This window comes from Sulfitobacter sp. HI0040 (genome assembly GCF_001634885.1).
Lineage (GTDB): Bacteria > Pseudomonadota > Alphaproteobacteria > Rhodobacterales > Rhodobacteraceae > Sulfitobacter.
Window position 1 is genome coordinate 1 of the sequence record NZ_LWEX01000027.1, and the last position, 20,339, is coordinate 20,339.

Annotated in this window: 13 protein-coding genes; 1 reads left to right on the forward strand and 12 read right to left on the reverse strand. The window is 66.1% G+C overall.

Annotated features, from left to right (window positions below):
- From A3728_RS02815 to A3728_RS02840, 6 genes are all read right to left on the reverse strand, one after another.
- Positions 1–648: hypothetical protein (locus A3728_RS02815; RefSeq protein ID WP_067920059.1), on the reverse strand; the 648-nt coding region annotated here is incomplete at its 3' end.
- Positions 649–663: 15 nt separating this feature from the next.
- Positions 664–1,338, reverse strand: a complete 675-nt coding sequence (locus A3728_RS02820; protein ID WP_067920061.1) for a 4'-phosphopantetheinyl transferase family protein — start codon at positions 1,336–1,338, stop codon at positions 664–666.
- Between the two features lie 2 nt (positions 1,339–1,340).
- Positions 1,341–6,050, reverse strand: coding sequence for a MupA/Atu3671 family FMN-dependent luciferase-like monooxygenase (locus tag A3728_RS02825; protein WP_067920063.1), 4,710 nt, complete (start codon positions 6,048–6,050; stop codon positions 1,341–1,343).
- Positions 6,047–7,066 carry a glycosyltransferase family 2 protein gene (locus A3728_RS02830; RefSeq protein ID WP_067920065.1) on the reverse strand — a complete coding sequence of 340 codons (1,020 nt, stop codon included), beginning with the start codon at positions 7,064–7,066 and terminating at the stop codon, positions 6,047–6,049. Before A3728_RS02830 ends, A3728_RS02825 begins: the two co-directional genes overlap by 4 nt.
- A gap of 3 nt (positions 7,067–7,069) precedes the next feature.
- Positions 7,070–13,594, reverse strand: coding sequence for a type I polyketide synthase (locus A3728_RS02835; RefSeq protein ID WP_067920067.1), 6,525 nt, complete (start codon positions 13,592–13,594; stop codon positions 7,070–7,072).
- 249 nt (positions 13,595–13,843) lie between these two features.
- Positions 13,844–15,301 carry a hypothetical protein gene (locus A3728_RS02840; RefSeq protein WP_067920069.1) on the reverse strand — a complete coding sequence of 486 codons (1,458 nt, stop codon included), beginning with the start codon at positions 15,299–15,301 and terminating at the stop codon, positions 13,844–13,846.
- A gap of 207 nt (positions 15,302–15,508) precedes the next feature.
- Here A3728_RS02840 and A3728_RS02845 point away from each other — a divergent pair, with 207 nt between their 5' ends.
- Positions 15,509–16,282, forward strand: coding sequence for a WecB/TagA/CpsF family glycosyltransferase (locus tag A3728_RS02845; protein ID WP_067920071.1), 774 nt, complete (start codon positions 15,509–15,511; stop codon positions 16,280–16,282).
- Here A3728_RS02845 and A3728_RS02850 read toward each other — a convergent pair.
- The 6 genes from A3728_RS02850 to A3728_RS02870 form a co-directional block, all read right to left on the reverse strand.
- Complete coding sequence (locus A3728_RS02850) at positions 16,266–17,210, reverse strand: glycosyltransferase (RefSeq protein WP_067920073.1); 945 nt, start codon at positions 17,208–17,210, stop codon at positions 16,266–16,268. The genes A3728_RS02845 and A3728_RS02850 overlap by 17 nt on opposite strands.
- Positions 17,207–18,307, reverse strand: a complete 1,101-nt coding sequence (locus tag A3728_RS02855) for a glycosyltransferase family 2 protein (protein WP_236630399.1) — start codon at positions 18,305–18,307, stop codon at positions 17,207–17,209. Before A3728_RS02855 ends, A3728_RS02850 begins: the two co-directional genes overlap by 4 nt.
- Positions 18,308–18,376: 69 nt before the next feature.
- Positions 18,377–19,129, reverse strand: coding sequence for a GGDEF domain-containing protein (locus A3728_RS02860; protein WP_330220254.1), 753 nt, complete (start codon positions 19,127–19,129; stop codon positions 18,377–18,379).
- The gene (locus tag A3728_RS23910; RefSeq protein ID WP_330220255.1) at positions 19,126–19,407 is read right to left on the reverse strand and encodes a hypothetical protein; all 282 of its coding nucleotides are present in this window, start codon (positions 19,405–19,407) and stop codon (positions 19,126–19,128) included. The genes A3728_RS02860 and A3728_RS23910 overlap by 4 nt, the downstream gene beginning before the upstream one ends.
- Entirely contained in the window at positions 19,407–19,994 is a 588-nt protein-coding gene (locus A3728_RS02865; RefSeq protein WP_067920077.1) for a heme NO-binding domain-containing protein, read from the reverse strand. The genes A3728_RS23910 and A3728_RS02865 overlap by 1 nt, the downstream gene beginning before the upstream one ends.
- A gap of 95 nt (positions 19,995–20,089) precedes the next feature.
- Positions 20,090–20,339, reverse strand: a 250-nt coding sequence (locus A3728_RS02870; RefSeq protein ID WP_201722290.1) for a trimethylamine methyltransferase family protein, incomplete at its 5' end; no start/stop codon positions are given.

Sequence of the window (20,339 nt, forward strand, 5' to 3'; positions counted from 1 at the left end):
CCGCCGCACGAAGGTGCCAATGACCTGCCCCCCCGGTACGAGGTAGAGCGGCAGCCCCGCCTCCCGCGCGGGCCGCGCCAACGCGCCCAGCCAGTAGCGCGCAAGGTCCCCGTCGATCCGGGTAAGCCATCCGGCGGGATCGTCGGTCCGATGCCATGTTTCATAAAGGTAAAGCCGCACGTCGTCGCGGGCATCAAGCGCGGCCTGCGACCAGAGCTTCAGATGCGCGGCCCCGTCGTGATATTTGAGCGCATCCGCGATCTCGACCATCTCGGTAAAGACGATGGCATCATACGTGCCTGCGGCGACGGCCTCGCGGGCGGGGCGGAATTGGGCATGGCCGTTCATCTCGGCGAAACCTGCAACGGGTTCGTCCGGATCCCAATGCTGTTTCAGCGTCGCCCCCCAACCCAACTGGCTGGCGAACTCATGGTCCTCCCCCGCCAGTTGCGCCAGCATGGCGGGCATGTCGTGGCCGACCAGCGAATGACCCAGATGATAGACCGACAGGGCGCCCACGGGCGGCGCGAGATCGGGCAAGGGCGGCAGCGGCGCTTCGCCGCGGGACCGGGTACGCAGCAGGGTAACACCGCCCAAGACAAGCGCTGCGAGCGAATAGATGGCGGTTCTGCGGGAGATGGGTGTCACGACAACGGGCCTCCGTCAGCTACCCTGCCCAAACGCCACGAAGCTGACAAGCCGCCCGGCGCAGATCCGCTGCCGACCCTCCATCACAAGGCCGCGCCCAAAAGGGGGCTGTGCCACGGCAAGCCGCGCCTCGAACGCGCACTCCCCGAGGGTCAACAATTCGATATCGTGGAAGGACATCATCCGCCCCGTAAGCGGATAGATCGCTTTGTAAGCGGCCTCTTTCGCGCTGAATATCGCCTTTGCGGAATGGGAGGCGCCCCGGATATCGAAACGCGCCCGCTCCGCTTCGGTGCAGATCAGGGGGATGAGATCATCTTCCAGCGGGCTCGCGTCTTCGAGATCAAGGCCCAACGAGCGCCAGTGATCCGTCCGCGCGGCCACGGCAAGGGCCCAATGATCATCGTGAGTGATGCTGCCGCAGAAGCCTGCGGGCCACTGCGGTGCCCTGTCCGCCCCCATGGGGATCGCGATTGCGGTGCCGCCCGCCGCGCGCAACGCCTGCCGTGCCGCCGCCCGCCCCGCTGCGAATTCACGCTGCCGCTTCGGGACGGCGTTCGCGACAGCCGGCTCTTCGGTGCGGTGAAGCGGCGGGTGAACGGAACCGATGCGCGCCTGCGCGGCGTATACACCGGCGGTCAGCAGCGCTTCGATCTCCTTCAAAAGCAAGGGGGCCGAGAGCTTCTCCATCTTCACTGCGCAGGTTCCGCCGCCCGGGCCGCCCGCATTTTTCGCCGGCGGGAGATGATATCGGCGGTTTCCGGGTCGATATCGGGTGCCGATGCCCGGGGGGCAGTTGGCTGTCGCTCAAAGGGCCTGACCTGCGGTTTCACGGCCCGTGGTGAGGCATCGTTTCCGCGCGATGCCAGATGCGTCGCCAATGCTCCCAGCGTCGGAAAGCGGAAGATGTCCGTGACGGAAAGCGCGCCCTTTGCGCCCAGCGCCGCCCCGATGTCCCGATGCGCCTGTACCGCCAGCAGCGAATGACCACCGAGGGAGAAGAAATTGTCCTCCGCCTGCGGGGCCGAAACGCCGAGCAGGTCTTCCCAGACCTTGGTGATCACCGTCTGCGCCCGCTCGCGCGAAAGCTCGGATGCTTCCCCGCGCAGGCGCTCGACCCGCTCCTTGACGGCGGGCGCGTTGCGGGCCCGTTTCGGGCCGGGGGCCGGCAATGCCTTGCGATCGATCTTTCGGTTGGGGGTCAGGGGCATTTCGTCCAGCGTAACGATGAAGGCGGGCACCATGATCTGCGGCAGGCGCTGCGCCAGTTGCGCCCGCGCCGCCGCCGGATCGACCTGTTCGGTTGTCGTGACATAACCCACGAGTTGCCGCCCCGCCGATGTCTCCCGCGCCGTAACCACCGCCTGCCGCACACCGGGCAGCTCGGCAAGCCGCGCCTCGATCTCGCCCAGCTCGATCCGGTGGCCCCATATCTTCACCTGATCGTCCGCGCGGCCACGATAGTGCAGCACGCCGTTCAGGTCGCGCGAGACCAGATCGCCGGTCTTGTAGATCCGCCCCGCGCCAAAGGGGTTCGGACGGAACCGTTCCTCGGTCAACTGCGCGCGCTTCCAATAGCCCGCCGTCACACCCGCCCCGCCGATCCAGAGTTCACCCGGCGCGCCAGCCGACAGAGGGGCCAAGCTATCGTCGAGCACATAGACCTGCGTATTGGCGATGGGGGTCCCGATGGGGGCTGTGGCGGCATCGTCCTTGTTCAGCATCTGGGTGGTTGACCAGATGGTCGTCTCCGTCGGTCCGTACATGTTCTGTATCCGGGCGTCGGTGACACTCCGTAGCGTATCGACCAGCGCCCCCGGCAGGGCCTCGCCCCCCAGCATCAGATGGCGGACCCCCCGCAGTGCCTCTGAGGTCGCTTCATCCAGCAGCAACATCTGCGCCATGCTGGGCGTACATTGCAGATGCGTCACCCCGTGGCGCCGCATTTGCGCCGCGATGGACATATCTTCGGACATTTCGCTGGCCGCCGCCTCTTCGACCACCGGGTTGGCACGGGCGAGCACCTCGGCCAGCGGTTTCAGCCCTTCCAGCACCGTCTCCGGCCCGATCCCGTAATCGATGAGGCAGGCGACCTCATCCACGCCGATGCCGCGCAATTCCTCGGCCCGGGAAAGGCCATCTTCCACGGTGCCGAACATGCCGCTGTCATTGAAATAACGCTCGAAGGCGAAGTCGAGGATGGCATCCATTTCCTCCTCCGACAGGTCATCCAGATCGAGGTCGAAGGCCGAACTCGCACCAGCAGGCTTTTTGAAGGCGGGAAAGGCCCAGGCGTATTGCTTGATGAGGCCCGCGGCGGAGCGCAGATAGTCCTTCATCGGTTCGCGCGCCACGTCACGGGCGGCTTCGCGCGTCTTGGCGAGATAGCTGTGGAGCATCACCGTCACGCGGTGATCCTGCGGATCGTGCCCCGCCTTGCGAAGCGCCTCGCGGTAGATCCCGATCTTTTCCGCGACTTCCGCGACCGTCTGGCCCAGCAGGTGCGTCAGAACGTTGGCCCCGATCTCCCCCGCCTCCTTCCACGTCTGGGGATTGCCCGCCGTCGTGACCCAAATGGGCAGGCTGCGGGAGACAGGGCGCGGTTGCGTCACCACCGGCAAAAGGCTGCCGTCCGCCCGCGGAAATGCGACGCTTTCACCCGCCCAGAGCGCGCGAAGCTGTTTGATCGCGGTATACATGGCGGGCTTGTTGTCGGGCGGCGTGTTCTCGGGCCGCAGCACGAAATCATCCGGCTGCCAGCCACTGGCGATGGCCAGCCCCACCCGCCCGTTGGTGAGGTTGTCGATCACCGCCCATTCCTCCGCGATGCGGGCCGGATGATGCAGCGGGGCGACGCAGGAGCCTGCGCGCACGGCCAAATTCCGGGTCACGGCGGCGACGGCGGCGCCGGTCACTGAAGGATTGGGATAGGGCCCACCAAAAGCGTGGAAATGCCGCTCCGGTGTCCAGACCGCGTTGAACCCATGCGCATCGGCAAACTTGGCGCCTTCGAGCAGCAGTTCGTATTTGCGCGGTCCAACCCCATCATCGTTGCCCCAGTAGAACAGGTTGAAGTCCAACCGCTTTCCGCCCCGCTTTGCTGCAGGGCGCGAGGGTTGGACCTGGCCCGCGAAGACGCTTCGTGCGGGATCGCCCGCCAGCACGACCTTGAAGCCGCGCGCCAACGTCCAGAACAGTTCCAGCACCGAAATATCGAAGGACAGGCTGGTCACCGACAACCAGACCGCACCTTCCTCATGGTCAATCCGCGCATCCATCCCCGCAAAGAAGTTGGCGACATTCTCATGGCCCACCATCACCCCCTTCGGCGTTCCGGTGGAGCCGGAGGTGTAGATCAGATAGGCAAGCCCGCCCTCCCCGTCAAAAGGCGCCGGGGTGGTTTCGGGCGCGTCGGCAATGCGCGGATTATTATCTATCGCCAGCAGGGTGGCATCGCTTTCGGGCACACTGTCCCGCAGGGCATTTTGCAACAGCAGGATGGGGGCTTCGCTGTCGCGCATGAAATAGGCGAGCCGATCCGCCGGATAGGCAGGATCGAGCGGCACATAGGCGGCACCGGCCTTGAGAATGGCCAGCGCACCAACCACCAGATCGAGCCCGCGTTCGCAGTACAGCCCCACCGGCACCCCCGGCCCCGCGCCTAGGTCCCGCAGCACATGGGCCACGCGGTTGGCGCGGGCGTCGAGCGCGGCGTAGCTGAGGCTCTGCCCCTCATGCACCAGCGCGATGGCATCGGGCGTGCGCGCGGCCTGCGCCGCGAAGGCCCCGTGAATGGTCTGGTCTGGGTCGAACGCGGTGGCGGTGTCGTTGAGACCCTCCAGCAGCAGTCGCCGCTCGGCCTCCGGGAGGGGCCAGACATCGGCGCAGGTGATGTCCGCGCCCTCGGCGGCACGGGCGCAGGCAGCCTCGATCCGTTCGCGGATATGCGCCAGTTCCTCGACCGTCAGGCTCCCTGCGGCGTAGTGCAGCACGGCCCCCCCGGGGGTAAGGGCAAGGCAGAGCGGTGCCGCTGCCAGATCGCCCCCGTTAGGCGAAAGGGCGAAGGGCGGCACGCGCAGCCCGCCAATCTCTGGATCGCGGGCGGGCAGGTCCGCGAAGAAGCCGCATTGCGTAGCGGGATCGGACAGGGCCGCCTCCATCCCGGCTACGATTTCCGCAAAAGCCTGCTCCGGCGCGGCGGAAAGGCGCAGCGGCACCCAATCCGCGAGGAGCGAGGTATTGCGCGGAACATGCAGCGCCATATCCCCGCTTTTCCGCCCCGCCCCGCGCAGCATCGCAAGCCCGGCGGCAGCAAGCATTTCTGCCGGGGTGGCCCCTTCGGGCAGGCGGAGCCTGACGGTTTCCCGCGCGCCGTCGGTACCATCACGGACGAGGGGTACAGGCAGCGGGTCCAGTTCGGCCAGCGCCCGGCGCCAGTGGCTTTCGTGACGCGCGGTCGCGCGGAGTTCCGCATCGGGCAGCCGCTCGACGGGTGCCAGCACATCGCCAAAGGTGAAATGATCCCGCGCATCCACGGCCTTCCCCTCCGGCGTCATAAGCTGCGAAAGCTCGAGCGCACCTTCCACACAGCCCAACGTGATCCCCTGAGCGGTCACGGCCAGTACCTCGCCGGGATCACCCCGCGCCTCGCTCACCGCCGCGGAACCGATGCAAAGAAGGGTCTCACCCGCCATCAGTTTCGGCAGGGTAAGCGGGTTCCACCGCCCCCCGAAATCGAGCGCCCGTATCTCGCGCAGCACCTCTGACGCAGACGCTCGCCCATCAATCAGCCCGAGCCGTTCGGGGCGGGCATCGCCTGCAAAATAGTGCCGCCTCGAAAGATCCTGCGGCTGGCGGTCCAGCCGCCCCTTTTCCATCTGGCGCAGGACATCGGCAAAGGTATCGAGCCCGGCGGCATAGCATTTCGCATTGAGCGTCAGCGCGGTTTCATCTGCGTCGATCCCGAAGTCCTCGCGGACCAGGACGTCACCCTCGTCAACCCCGCCTTCCATCAGGTGCCATGTGACCCCATGCGCATCCGCCCCGTCGAACAGCGCCCAGGCGGGCGTGTTCAACCCGGCACGTTCGGGCAGCGGCCCATCGTGAAAGTTGATTGCCCCAAGGCGCGGGCAGCGCAGAACGGCATCCGGAAGGACCCGCAGGTTCGCGATGGAAAGCACCCAATCCACCGGCGCGTCCTGCGTGAGTGGCGGAAGCTCTCCCGGATCGTGGCGCACCGGCAGGTCCCGTCCCATGGCCCAGTCCCGCACCGCGGATGCGCGGGTGATCACGCAGGCGATCCAATGGCCCGCGTCCAGCAGGATGTCACCGCAGGCGATGGTCAGGCTTTCGTCACCGACCAAAGCGAAGCCGAGGCGGTCCGGCGTGAAACTCTTGTTCATGTTCCATCCTCGGGTTGGGCACCCTCATCTTTCACGGGGAGCGAAGCCGCGCGGAACCGAATGCCCATGGAATGGCGCATCAGGTCACCCAGATGCAGGGTGGACTGCAGGGGCCGGCGCAAAGAGACGACGCACCGCAACCCGTGCAGCAGATTGCCCGCCACATGCGACATGACGGTTGCCGTATGAACCGCCCGGCCATGGTTCTTCACGAAGTAATGCCGCCGCGAATCGTACCAATAGGGCGGTTTTCGCTGTGCCCCCCGCAACCCGGTGGAAACCGAACCCAGATGCATGGCCCGGGCTTCGGGGACATACCAAGCCTCCCACCCGGCGCGGGCCGCGCGCAGGCAAAGGTCCGTTTCCTCGTAATAGAGGAAGAACGTCTCATCAAAGAGACCCACTTCCTCCAGCATCTCCATCCGCATCATGAAGCTGGCACCGGCGACCCAGTCCACCCGGACGGTTCTTTCGGGCACCGGCATGGGCACCACATGCCGCCAGAGCAGCCGGGTGAGCACACCGATACGCGCAGCGGTCTCGAACTCTCCGGCGACGGAGGGAAAGCGGAACGCGCTGTTGTGTACTTGTCCGTCCTCGCCGCGCAACTGGCTGCCCGCGAATCCGGCCCGGGGATGGGCGCGCATATGCTCGATCAAGAGGCCGATGCACCCTTCGTCCAGAAAGGCATCCGAATTGACGAGCATCACGAAGTCCGGCGCTCCGCCGTCGGACATGCCTGCGCGCACCGCGATATTATTGCCCGCACCAAAACCGCCGTTCACATCCGACAGGATCAGCCGCACGCGGGGGTCGGCATCCCAGCCACGCTCACTCATGCCCTGTTGCAGCTTGACCGCCGACCCGTCGGGGGACGCATTGTCAACGATCGCGACTTCGGCATTGGCGGCGGGCAGATCGGCCAGAACGGTCGCGGCGGACCGCAGGGTCATCTCCGGCGTGCAGTAGTTCAGCACGACGACCAGCAGCCGGGGGTCGGAAGGCAATCCTGTCATGGCCTACTCCGCCGCCGTCGTGCGGGAGGACGCAGCGCCCTGCGCGCCGTCAAGGGCCATGCGAATGACCTCCGCCAGTTCCTGCACCAATACGGTTACATTGGGGGTCAGCACCATGCTGTCGTGGTCTCCGGGCACTTCGATCACCTCCACCCTCGGCGCATGGGCGCGCCATCCATTGTCCGGCCAGACATAGTGCCGCTCGCTGGAAATCCACCGGCCCTCGGCGCCTTTCCACCGACGTTCGAGCGGCGGACGGAACAGGGTCATCGGCCCCTCCCACCGGGGGGGCGTATAGCGGGACGTGGCGGCGATGAAAGCATCCTCCATCTTGCGGTTGTTGAATTCGGCACCGCCCGGGGCGGGGGCCTCGCTGCCGGTCAGCTCGCGTTCGTCCTGAAGCCGCTTCCACACACGACGCTCGCGGAACCAGTCGAGCGCATAGCGCGGCCCCGCTTCACGTATCTGTTGTAGCTTGATGAGCGCCTTGTCCTGCGCCTGCAACGGCGGGCGCAGGGGCAGCGGCGTGTCGAGCATCGCCAGAACGGCCACCTCTTCACCGGCATCGCGCAGCTGCTGCGCCATCTCATAGGCGGTGATCCCGCCCCCCGAATAGCCCGCCAGCAGATAGGGCCCCTTGGGTTGTACCTGCCGCACCTCCGTCAGGTAGTCGCGCGCGGCATCAAGTACGGTTTCATGCGGCGGCTCATCCCCGATGAGCCCGCGCGCCTGTATGCCCCAGACGGGACGTTCCCCGCTGAAGGACATCGCCAGATGGCGCAGGTTCAGCACATTGCCGAACATGCCAGCCACGATGAAAAGCGCCGGGGCCTCGTCTTCTCCGCCCTGATTGAGCGGCACCAGATACGCGTGCCGCATCGAGGGGGAGGATGCTTCGGGCTTGCGCAGGGTGGCGGGGGCATTGTCTTCGCCCGCACCCGCGTTCTGCCCCGTTTCCTCGGCGATCAGCGCGGCGCAAAGGGTGATGGTGGGCGCCTCAAACAGCGTGGAGATGGGGAATTCCACCCCGAAGCGGCGCTTGATGGCCGCGAAAAGCCGCACCGCGATGAGCGAATGCCCCCCGAGGTCGAAAAAGCTGTCCTGCGCTCCGACCGGGGAAACACCCAGCAGCGATTCCCAAATCTCGGCCAGGTCCGCCTCGATCCCCGGACGGGGGGCGATAAAACTGTCGTCCACATCCGTCCGTTCGAAACTCCGGCCTTTCTTCGCCGGGGCGGCCACGGGCATATCCGCCTGCGCGATGAGCGCAGACAGCGGCATGGACGACACGATGACCTGCGGCAGCCCTGCCGCCATGGCGCGGCGCAGGGCGCCCGGCCCTTCGACGCCGCGGATCCCGTTGCGCAGGAGCGCCGCGAACTTCTGTTCCTGCGGGGTAAGCTCGGGCGTTTCCCTGCCGTCTTCGGCAAAGGTCACGTCGCGTTCGGTCAGGGCGGACGCTTTCAGCCCCCCGGCTAGCCGGGTCATGGCAAAGCCGCGCACCTCTACCAGAACGTGCCCCCAGTCATCGCAGATCGTGACGTCGAAGACGCCGTCGCCATCCCGGGCACGCCCGCGCGTCCGTACCCAGGACCACAAACGCCCCGTGAGCGGCCCATGCACCGTGATGGACCCGTAGGACACCGGCACCCAAAGATGCGCGGGTGTATAGCTGTCGATCAGCGAGACGGCCCAGCCGGTCGCAAGGTCCATGAGACCTGCGTGCAAAAGATGCCCCGCCGCGACGTCATCCGCGAAGGAGCGCGGCAGGCTGAGCCGGGCAATCCCCTCGCCTTCCCCGAACGCGGTTTCACGCAAGACGTGCCAGCGCGGACCAAAGACGAGATGCGCCTCCTGGGGGGATGTCAGATGCCCCGCTTCCGGCGCCTTTTCCTGCAATAGACAGCGGGCGCGGATCGCTCCGGGGTCGATGTCCCGGGTCTGCGGTGTCTTGCGGGGCGACAGATGCGCTTCGGCGTGCAACTGCCATGCGGCGCGCCCGTTGAGGCGGCAGGCGCTGCGGACCTCTGCGCTGAACCCATCCGGCCCCGGTTGCAGGATCACCCGCAGGGCGCGCTCTTCGTCGTTTGCCAGTTCCAGCGGGCGCAGGAAATGCAGGTCGGCGATCTCGAAGCCCTTGAGCCCCTGCGCGCGGGCGGCTTCGGCCAGAAGCTCCACATAACCCGTGCCGGGCAGCACCATGCGACCATCGGCGGTGCGGTGATCATCCAACATCCAGACCCCGGGATGCAGCATCGTTTCGTATACCGGCGCGCCCTTGCGATCCGTCTGCACGGATTCCAGAACCCCTGCCCCCTCCAACCTGCGGGCCGGTAAAACATCCGCGGGCCGGCCGGGCAGCAGCCGCGCCGCCATGCCGGTATCTGCCCAGACACCCCAGTTGATCGTCACAACGCGGATACGCCCGCCGCGACGGGCCTGCGCATAGGCATCGAGCCATGCGTTTGCCGCGACATAATCCGCCTGCCCGGCAGCGCGGATCGCTGTACTGGTCGACGAAAACAGCACCATCCAGTCGAGCGTGCCATCCGGCAGAAGCCGGTCGAGCACCCGCAGCCCCTGTACCTTGGGGGCGAGGACCGCCTCCATCTCAGCATCGGTCTTGCCCAGCAAAGGCGCATCGTGAAGCCGCCCGGCGGCGTGAATGACGCCGGTGATGCCCCCGAAACGCTCGGCAAGATCGCCGATCACCCGGCGCATCTGGGCCAGATTGACGACATCTGCGGTGGCAAGGGTGACGCTGCCGCCGCCCTTGGCGGCCAGCGCCTCCAACCGACAAAAGGCCCGGATGCGCCGCGCGGTGCCGCCACCCGCCGGGGTAGATGAAAGCAGATCGTCCCACTCCGCCCGGGGCGGCAATGCGCTGCGGGACAGCAGCACCACATGGGCGGACCTGTCCTGAAGGATGTCAGCCGCCAGCGCCTGACCGATCCCGCCGAAGCCCCCGGTAATGAGATAGACGCCGCCATCACGGTAAAGCGGTGCCTCCTCCGCGGCAGAAGCATCTGGCAAAGGAAGAGCGCGATAGGACAATTCGTAGCGGCGGCTGCCCCGGTGGGCCGCCTGCAGGTTGCGCGGGTCGGCCAGCAATTCTTCGAGCATGAGGCCCGTCAGCAGGGCATCGCCCTCTTCTTCGTCCCCCCCGTCGGGCTGTATCCAACGAGCTAGCCAGCCCTCTCCGGCTTCCGGTTCGGCGGGGGCTTCGATGTCGACGATTGCGCAAGTGAGGCCGGAAACCTCCCTCGGCAGTACACCGGCTGGCCCCACTACCATGGCCTTTTCCGGTTCGCTCAGCGCCTCATCCCGCACGCTGACCGCACCGCAGGTAAAGACGGTCAGATGCACGGGCGCCTCCGGCATCGTCTCTGCCAATGCCTGCCCCAGCCATGTGACGCTCCAATAGCCCTGTTCGATATTCCGGTCGAAGGCGCTGCTGCCCGGGCGCAGCCACGGGTTCTGCTCGGCCAGCCAGAAATGCCCGATCCGCTCCGGCAGGCGGTCGGCCTCTTCGAGCGCGGCCAGCAATTGGGCATAGCCCGCCCGCCCCTGTTCCGGCGCCAAAGCAAAGCGATGGGGGGAGACCTGCGCGAACGCATCCCCGGCGATCACCTCGATGACCTCATGGCCGGCGTCCCGCAAGCGGGAAGCAACCCCTTGGGCCAGCCCTGAGCGGTCCATGAACATGAGCCACCGTTGCGAATGCTCCGCCAGCGCTTCCAGCGCCTCTTCGCCCCCGGCGGCATGGCGCTGCCGCCAGCGCGGCACGTGACCCCAATGCCCGATATCGTCGATCCGCTCGGGCTCAGCCACCGGGGGCAAGACCGCCTGTTCGCCCGGTTCGATGAAATAGCGCGCCCGCTGGAACGCATAGGTCGGCAGCACCACGCGGTTGCGCCCTGCCGTGCCCCAGATATGGGTCCAGTCCGCCTCGACCCCGCAGGCCCAGAGCCGCGCGACCGTACCGACAAACCACGCGTCATCCTCGATGTCCTGCGTGGGGTGGCGCAGGGTGTTGAGCACCTGTGCGGGCGCGATATCGCCGTGCATCCCGGCCAGTGCCCCCAGCGTACGCCCCGGGCCCACCTCCAGATAGACGAGGGGGCCTTCGGCAGCGAGCCGGGTGAGGCAATCGGCGAACATCACAGGCTGGCGAAGCTGCGCCACCCAGTAGTCCGGGTCGGTCGCTTGTTTGGGGGTCAGCGGCTCGCCCGTGCGGTTCGACATCACCGTGATCCGGGGCGCCGAAAGGTCGATCCCGCACAGGAAATCGCGGTAACGGTCGAGGATCGGGTCCAACATCCTTGAATGGGCGGCGATGTCGATATGTACCGGCTGCCAGTCGATGTCAGCCGCATCGAGCCGCTTTTCCAGGTCGCGCAATGCAGCCCGCGGCCCCGAAACGGTCACCAGTTCCGCCCCGTTCACCCCGGCAAGATCGAGGTCCGGTCCGAGGTGCGCCGCGATGTCGCTGCGCGATGCGCTCACGCTGATCATGCCGCCTTCGGGCACGCTGTCGAAAAGCTGCCCGCGCAGCAGCACGAGGTCGATGCAATCCTCGAAGGACATCACCTCGGCCAGACAGGCGGCGACGTTTTCGCCCATGGAATGGCCCACCATCGCGGCAGGCTCGAGACCCCAGCTTTGCCAAAGACGTGCCAGCGCGTATTCCACGATCATGATGAGCGGCAGTTGCAGTGAGGGGCGGCGCAGGCGGGCTTCGGCCTGCTCTGCCGCCGGCCCCCTGGCCAGCCAGAGCGCGCGAATGTCAGCGTCGATCTGCGGCTGCAGGTGATCAAGACCCCGGTCCATCCATTCGGCAAAGACCGGCTCCGTCTCGTAGAGATCGCGCGCCATGCCGGGGTATTGCGCCCCTCCCCCCGGGAACATGAAGACAACCCCCGGCCCCTCGGCAAGCGCGTCATGGCTAAAGACCTGCTGCGGCTCGCCCGTCTCCAGCAGATCGGCCGCCTCCTGCGGGCTATGGGCCACCAGCACGCGGCGTTTGGCAAAAGCGTGGCGGCCCTCTTTCAGCGTATAGGCCACATCGGCCAGAGGCTGTTCCGGATGGGCGCGCAGATGGGCCGCAAGCGCCTTGGCGTTCGCGTCGAGCGCGGCCTCCGTCCGGCCCGAGATGCAGATCGGCTGGAATGGCCAGTCGCTTTCCTGCGGTGCCGCACGTTCCGGCGCCTGTTCGAGGATCACATGCGCGTTGGTGCCCCCCACCCCCAGCGCGTTGACACCGGCGCGGCGGGGGCGGGAAAGCGCGGGCCAGTCCTGAAGGGTTTGCGCCACGGAAAAGGGCGATCCGTCGAATGCGATCGCCGGGTTGGGCGCTTCATAGCCAAGCGAGCGCGGGATTTGCGCGTGATGCAGCGCCAGCGCGGCCTTCACCAGCCCGGCCACCCCTGCCGCTGTATCGAGATGCCCGATGTTGGTCTTGACCGAACCGATACGGCAGAAATCGGTTGCATCGGTCCCCTGCCGGAAGGCCTGCGTAAGTGCGGCAAGTTCGATCGGATCGCCGAGGTAGGTGCCCGTGCCGTGGCATTCCACATAGCCGATGCTTTCTGCCGCCACGCCCGCGTCATCCATCGCGCGGGCGATGGCGGTGGTCTGCCCCTCCACCGAGGGCGCAAGGTAGCCCGCCTTGTCAGCCCCATCGTTGTTGACGGCAGAACCCTTGATCACCGCCCAGATGTGATCCCCATCGGCTAGCGCGTCCTCCAACCGGCGCAGCGCAACGGCCCCCGCGCCAGACCCGAACACGGTTCCTTGCGCGCGATGATCAAAGGCGTGGCATTTGCCATCCGGCGACAGGATCTCGTTTTCCCTGAAAAGATAGCCCCGCCCCTGCGGCAGCTCGATCGTCACGCCCCCGGCAACGGCCATGCCAACCTCTCCGGCGCGTAGGGCCTGACAAGCGTAATGCACGGCAACGAGAGAGGTCGAACAGGCGGTCTGCAGGTTGATCGACGGACCCCGCAGGTCGAAGACATGGCTGACCCGCGTGCTGAGGAAATCCTTGTCGTTGCCGGTGTGACGCAGAAGGAAATCGCCGACGTCCTCCAACAGGTCGGGATTGGACCGGATGTTGACGTAGAAATAATTACCCATCCCGCAGCCGGCATAGACGCCGACGTCTCTCCCCGCGATGCGCTGCGGCGGATGGCCCGCCTGCTCCATCGCCTGCCATGCCACTTCGAGAAACTTGCGGTGCTGCGGATCGAGGATAGCGGCGTCCTTGGGCGAGAAGCCGAAAAACTCCGCATCGAAGCGGTCGAAGCCTTCCAGATCGGCCGCAGCGGGCACGTAGCTGGGGTGCCGCATCCGCGCCGGGTCCTCCCCGGCGGCGCGCAGGTCTTCTTCAGACAGGTGGCGGATCGATCTCACGCCGTCCCGCAGGTTCGTCCAATAGGCCGCGAGATCGCCTGCGCCGGGCAGGTCGACGGCCATGCCGACGATGGCAATGTCCCCTGCGCTTTGCGAACGATTTCCTTCGGTCGTCATGGTCTGAGCTTCTTTCTCATCGTCCGCGGGCGCCGGACATGAGCCTCGATGGCATCCTACCCGTTCCGAGCCAAAATCAACAGTGCAATCCCCGGAGCGGCCCAATTGCCCTCAGGTTCCAGTTCACGCCCGGCCCGAAAGGTCAGGTTCCGCATAATTTCGGAACCGATCGGACGCCGCGCGAAGAGACCCGCGCAAAAGCATGATCGGAAAAGAATATGCCCTAATCGTGGCGGAAACGAGGTTCCTTCACAAGATTGTTCGCTTTCCGGAACCTATGCCGCCCTGGGCCCGCCGGTCCGCCAGCCGTTCCCCCCGGCTGCGCGGTTCAGGTGCCGGCCCCCATGCAAGCCTTTCCGCATGACCCAGAAGGGCCCCCGCCACCATCCAGATCACCGGAGTGAGCGTCGCGTTCAAAAGCATGTCGATCATTCGGATGCCCAAGATAAGGGCCAGCGCCGCCGCATAGGGCGAAACCGTTTGCTTGCCCCGGTACAGCCAGACCAGCCAGAAGACGGGAAATGCCAGCAGGCCGAATTCGCTGATGTAGCCCAGCCAGCCGAAGGTGCCGAAAATAATAATCCAGCGCCCGTCCGGCACGCTGAGGTTAACGCCGGTTTCGGCTTCGCGGATCAGGTTGCGCCCCCAACCGCCCCATCCAAAAAGCGGCCGCTCCGCCGCGCGCTCCAGTAGCTGTTCCTCGTTGTCGAACCGAAAGGCCAGCGATTGCTCCCGCAGCGGATCGATGGCCTCTGCCTGCGCCAAAATCGCTTCGAGCGGCACGACACCCATGTTGCGCAACATCGGATATGTGACCGCGATGACGGCGAATACCGCGGCGACACGCATGATCCAGCGGTACGGCATCAGCAGCATCACCGGCACAAACAACACCGCATAGATCATTGACGCGAGGCTTTTGCACAGCACCAGGATGAAGGCGAGGAAGATCGCGAGGCATACCATGCGCCAACGCTCCAGCACCGGCGTCACACGCACAAGCGCGACCGCCGCCAACAGCGAGGAACAGACCAGCATTGCCACCCAGAGGGGATGTTCCAGAAACAGGATGGGCCTGAAGCCGCCCATGCGCATCGTCTGGCCGAAACTGTGCTGAAAAAATCCGTAGACCCAGATGTTAAGCTGCGGAGTCAGCACCACTTCGATGATGGCAGGCAGTGCGACGATCAGTCCTGCCGCGAAAAGCGCCTTCAGTAGATCGCGCAGGGCATCCTCGCCCGACAGAAACTGCCGCGCCAAAAGGAAGGGCACGATCATCAGAAGTTGCGACGTCAGCACGGACAGCACATCTCGAATCGACTGGCCCGGCAGTTCCGCGATGATGAAGCGGATGAACTCGAATTCCGGCAGCACTTCGAAGGAAATGGGATCGCGGTTCGTCAGGACAGTGGGTATCGCCGCTAGGACCAGAATGCCCGCAAGCACGAGCGCGGGTTTCGACCGGGGAAGCAGCTGCACCCGCCGGTCGATGCCGAACAGCACGATCAGCAAAGCCGCGAGACTGGGGATCGTGGCCTTGTTCATGGGCGGGACCAGCGGCAGATTGAACTCAGTCACCGGGGGCAGGATCAGATAGGCCCCAAGGATCGACCAGATCAGCGCCCGTTCCAGCGTAAGCGTGCGGAACAGGATCAGGCTGACCAGCGGCCAGACCGCCAATGCCAGATATGCCACGCCGTTGCCCATCGCTCTCCTGCCGGGCGCGGTTCGCCTACCGCCGCCTTAAGGAGTAAAATTACCATCTGGCCCGTAGGCTGTCATCCCGCTAGTTTGCACATGCCTCACCGGGATCGGATCAGGAATGGAAAGCAACCCATTGATCAACAATAACATTGACTATGAGACACCAGTGGGTGGTCGGCGCACCACTCCGCAAATCGCATCGGGGCGCGTGTGATTTTCGACACGGCGGCGGGCCCGCTGCGGATCAATGTGCACACGCGCGCAGCATTGTTTCGCGCCGTTGCAGAGCGGTTTACAAGAGGCGAAGGTTTCACCCTTGCCACATTGAACCTCGATCATCTGACGAAGCTGCCCCGCGACGCCGCCTTCGCCGAAGCCTATACCGCGCAGAATTTCATTGTCGCCGACGGCCGGCCCGTGGTCTGGCTTTCCCGGTTGGCAGGAGAGGAGGTGGAGCTTATGCCGGGCTCCGATCTCGTCCTGCCGCTCTGTGCAGAGGCCGCGCGCGCGCAAGTGCCCGTTGCCCTGCTCGGCAGTTCCGATCCGGCCCTGAAGGCCGCCGCCGATGTGCTGGAAGCACGCGTGCCGGGGCTGCGCATCGTTCACCGCCACGCCCCCGCCTTTGGGTTCGACCCCGCGGGGCCTGACGCCGATGCCGCACTGCGGGCGCTCGCAGAGAGCGGGGCGGGTCTGTGCTTTCTCGCACTCGGTGCCCCCAAGCAAGAGGTTCTGGCGGCAAGGGGCCGCACGCTGGCGCCGCATGTGGGCTTTGCCTCCATCGGGGCGGGTCTCGATTTTCTCGCCGGGCATCAAAGCCGCGCACCGCGCTGGATGCGGGACCTTGCGCTGGAATGGTTCTGGCGTGCCCTGCAAAGCCCCCGTCGACTGGTACCGCGCTATGCGCGCTGCTTTGCCATCCTGCCGGGGCTGGTGGTCCGGGCCCTGCGCCAGCGCCGCCATACACAGGTCAGCGATATTCGATGATCCCTGCGGGCCGGCTCCGCAGGCGGCCCAACCAGAAACGCAGAACGCCCCATGCTTCGGCGAATTTGCCCAGCACCGTGAAAACCGCCCAAGACCATCCGCCCTTTGCGGCCAAACGCAGGAGCTGCGCGGGATAGGCCAGCAGCCCCAGCAGGGCCCAGGGCGACAACACCGCCCCCAGCAAAACGATCGACACCGGCAGGGCCAGGCCCCAGATCACCGCCCGCCGGGTCTCCGCCACCCAATGGCGTTCAGGCCCCCTGCCGTGCAGCCAGGCACCTTCGGCGAAGGCATGACCCGCGCGTATACTGCGGCGCCACCATTGGCCAAACCGCGTGATCCGCGCATCGTGCCGCGTCATCTCCCGGTCCAGTCGCCAGACCTTCCAGCCCGCCCGGCGCAGCCTCAGGCACAGCTCCGGCTCTTCGCCCGCAATCAGGCTTTCGCGGTAGCCGCCCGTCGCCTCCAGTGGCGCGCGCCGCATCATCGCATCGCCACCGCAAGCAAGTGCCGCGCCGATGGGGGTATCCCATTCCCTGTCGACAAGCCGGTTATAGGTGCTCGCCCCGGGCTGTTCCTCACGCCGCCGTCCGCAGACCACGGCAACTTCCGGGTGCCCCGCCAGGAAATCCTGCGCCGCGCCGATCCACTCCGGCTGAATCACGCAATCCCCGTCAAGGAACTGAACGAGTTCAATCCCGGGTCCCAGCGCGCCAAGGCCCGCGTTCCGCGCCCGCGCTGCAGTAAAGGGCTGTGCCATATCGAGCGCGACCACCCGCACCCCCCGGGCCCGCGCCGCCTCCCACGACCCGTCGGTGGAGCCGCTGTCCACATAGATAATCTCGGCCACCTGCCCCTTCAGCGCGTCAAGGCAGGCCAGCAGCCGGTCGCCCTCGTTGCGTCCGATAACGACAGCGCCGACGCTCATCCGGCCCGCCGTTTCGCGTGGTCCGAAAACCCCGCGGATCCCGTGAGGAACCCCGCTCGATAGAGCAGTTCAATCCGGTTCCAGCGGCGCGCGTCCAGCGAAAAAAGTCGTGCACCGGGCCCGGCGCTCAACCGGCGGGCACCCAAGGTATCTTCCCCATGGGCCAGATCCTCCCGCGCAACGGAGGCGGCATCGCGCCCCGCCGGATCATTGGCGAACTTGTAGTGGCGGATGAGTGCCGTGAAATCAGCGCAATGCACCCCCGTCGAGACATGCGGATGCAACCCGGGCACCACATCGGGCCCGTTGAAGATCAGCGGATGTTTGGTGAGGCAACAGGCCTCTCCGAAAACCTTGGCCCGCACCCCGCCGAAGGCCACCTCCACCTCCGGATTGGAGAGGGTGTTCTGCGCCAGCAGCCCCGAAAAATCGATATCGGGATCATGATAGGCACGCCGGTCAACATGGCTTAGGTCGAAATAGACGAACTCCCGCAGTACCGCATCGTAGGGCAGCCGGGCCACGGCACTCAGCGGCGCCTTGGGAAACATCTCCAGCATCTGGGCGACCAGCGCGGTATATCCACCGGCATCCAGATAGCGAACCAGCCCTTCGATACCGAGCACCTCGCGCCCCTCGAAATCGAACATCTCGTCCATGTCCACGTAAAGGCACCAGCGATCCCGGCCATAGGTCATGGCCGGCCAGCCGCGTATCAGGTCTTCATAGCGCGCAAGCGGCAGGTCGCATTGGTCGATCACCGTCCCGGGTTCAGCCTTGATGCGGGCGATCGTGTCATCGGTCGAGCCGTTGTCGATAAAGACGAAATGGCGAATGCCCATGGCGCGGTAATGATCGAAGAATGCATCGAGGTAATAGCTCCCGTCGCGCACGAGCGCGATCAGGATCACCTCTTCCGGCCCGCTCTCCAACCGCCGGGGCCCGTGCAGGTGCCGCAGCCGCGCGGCAAAGCGTCGGCGGCGCCAAGCGGTCCGCAGGCGATGGCGCAGACCTTTCAGCACGGAACGGAACGGGTTGGACGCATTTTCATCCCCGCGTGATACGCCAGCCCCGCTTCCGGGTCCACTGCGCAACACGTTCCCTGCTTCCAAATGGGATCAAATCCCGGGGGTCCGGGGGCTGGCCCCCGGCTCCGCCGACCGAAGTCACGGGCGGGCGGCCTTCGCCTCCCGACTGCGCATTTCGGGGTGATAGACGGCCTCCCGCTGGCGGCCTGCCCGCTTTGCCGCGTAAAGGGCAACGTCGGCATCCGACAGCACCCCCTCCCGCGTTGCGCGCGCGCCCTCTGGCAGACGCGCGATACCGACACTGGCAGAGACATGACAGGTCTCCGCGCCGTAGGGGATCGGCGCGTCGAGCCGCGCGATCAACCTCCGGGCGATGCGGCGCGGGGCGTGATCGTCATCAACGCCGGGCAGGATGATGACGAACTCGTCACCCCCGACACGCGCGACGATGTCGCCCTGCCGGGTCTCCTCCACCATGACCCGGGCCACCTGCTGCAGCACATGATCCCCCGCAGGATGGCCCAGCGTATCATTGACCTGCTTGAAGAAATCGAGGTCCACCTGAAGCACCGCCAGTGGCGTCCCGGCAGTGCAGAGCCGCCCCAACAGGTGGTCGACGGCCCGGCGGTTCTTCAAGCCGGTGAGCGTATCGGTGAAGGCCTGTTCCTCCGCCGCGATCTTGGCGCCCTGCAGCCGCAGGTTGAGCCGACGGGAGGCTTCCATCGCCGCTGACTTAGCTTCGATCAGGTAGAGCATTTCCACCGCCATATCCGTGGCCGCGAAATCCGCGCTGGTGAGCTTGTAGCGCTGGACAGCGTCATGGACGCCGATCCCGAAGGACAGGTCGATCACGATGCTATCCGCGCTCAGCGGCAGCAATAGGCCCTTCATCTCCGTCCGGGGCGCTTCGGCGAAGGCCAGTTGCAGCGTCCTTGTGCCCGCTGCAACGAGTCCGGCAAGCGTCGCCCCCCGCGCGGGCGCCGGATGCGGAAGACCTCGCTGAACTGCGCGCCCTCCAGCACGCGGTCGGGGCGCAGCTTTTGCATAGTGGGTCCCGCGTGGCGGATGTGGCCCGCACCGTCCATCATCAGGTGCAGGGGGCAAAGCTGATCCAAAAGCGGCACCAGCGCGGCCACGTCGTGGGGGACCTCCCCCAGCCCGGGCGGCATCATCCTGCCCGAAGCCCCAGAAGGAATTCGCGGCCCTGGGCAAAATCCGCCTCCACCAGCCGGATGAATACGGTTTCCGTTCCATCGCCCGCGCCCGAATGTTCCAGCAGGACAAGCGCGCCGTAATCGTCCGCCATGCCGCGCAGCACGCCCATCAGCACATGGCCATACCCCTGCACCGCGGCTTCGCATTCCAGCCGGTAGAGGCCCTCCGCCTCGTCATGCAGCGACAGCGCCGGAAGATAAAGCTCCGGCACGGCAAGCCGCGCCCGGTCGGGCAGATCGTCCAGAGACTGCAGGAACTCGGAAAAGGTCACGCCCCCGAAGCGCAGCAGCCGGCGCACCGCTTCGCAGGCCGAGGCAGACACTAGAAAACTGCCGATGTCCTCCATCACTTCGCAGCGCGAGCGTTGCAGCACATGGGACACGCCGTCGAGCAGCCGTGGCGTTACCGCATCGTCATAGGCCAGCATCGCTTCGAAATCCGTGATCTCGACCCGGGCGGTCCGCGTCACCCGGTGCCATGTCTCCTCTCCGTATCGGTTGCAAACGTATCTCTGGATGCTGCGGTTGATGAGACCGTGCATGTCACCACTCCCGTAGATACCCCCGTCGCCACTCTGCCCCGCAAAGCATTAACATTCGCCCAACGGCGCAGGATCGTCGTGGCGGGCCCGGGGCATCAGAAGTCGGTGGGCGCGCCGCCTTCGGCCTTGCGGCGGGCGACGAAATCGGCCAGTTCCTCGCGCCGGGCCTCCTCGAGCGGTGGCGCCTCGAAGGAGGCCACAATCTCGCGGAACATGTGGTGGGCGCGCTCCGGCGTCCAGACGGCACCTGCCGCCTCCCAACCTTCGTAGTTTGTCCAGTCGCTCAGGAAAGGCTGATAGAAGGCGGTGGTGTATCTGTCCTGCGTGTGCTGGATGCCGAAGAAA

Excerpts from the sequence above, each read along its gene's own strand:
- A3728_RS02820 (WP_067920061.1), bottom strand. The coding sequence starts at position 1,338 with ATGGAGAAGCTCTCGGCCCCCTTGCTTTTGAAGGAGATCGAAGCGCTG.
- A3728_RS02825 (WP_067920063.1), bottom strand. The coding sequence starts at position 6,050 with ATGAACAAGAGTTTCACGCCGGACCGCCTCGGCTTCGCTTTGGTCGGT.
- A3728_RS02830 (WP_067920065.1), bottom strand. The coding sequence starts at position 7,066 with ATGACAGGATTGCCTTCCGACCCCCGGCTGCTGGTCGTCGTGCTGAAC.
- A3728_RS02835 (WP_067920067.1), bottom strand. The coding sequence starts at position 13,594 with ATGACGACCGAAGGAAATCGTTCGCAAAGCGCAGGGGACATTGCCATC.
- A3728_RS02840 (WP_067920069.1), bottom strand. The coding sequence starts at position 15,301 with ATGGGCAACGGCGTGGCATATCTGGCATTGGCGGTCTGGCCGCTGGTC.
- A3728_RS02850 (WP_067920073.1), bottom strand. The coding sequence starts at position 17,210 with ATGAGCGTCGGCGCTGTCGTTATCGGACGCAACGAGGGCGACCGGCTG.
- A3728_RS02860 (WP_330220254.1), bottom strand. The coding sequence starts at position 19,129 with ATGAAGGGCCTATTGCTGCCGCTGAGCGCGGATAGCATCGTGATCGAC.
- A3728_RS23910 (WP_330220255.1), bottom strand. The coding sequence starts at position 19,407 with ATGCCGCCCGGGCTGGGGGAGGTCCCCCACGACGTGGCCGCGCTGGTG.
- A3728_RS02865 (WP_067920077.1), bottom strand. The coding sequence starts at position 19,994 with ATGCACGGTCTCATCAACCGCAGCATCCAGAGATACGTTTGCAACCGA.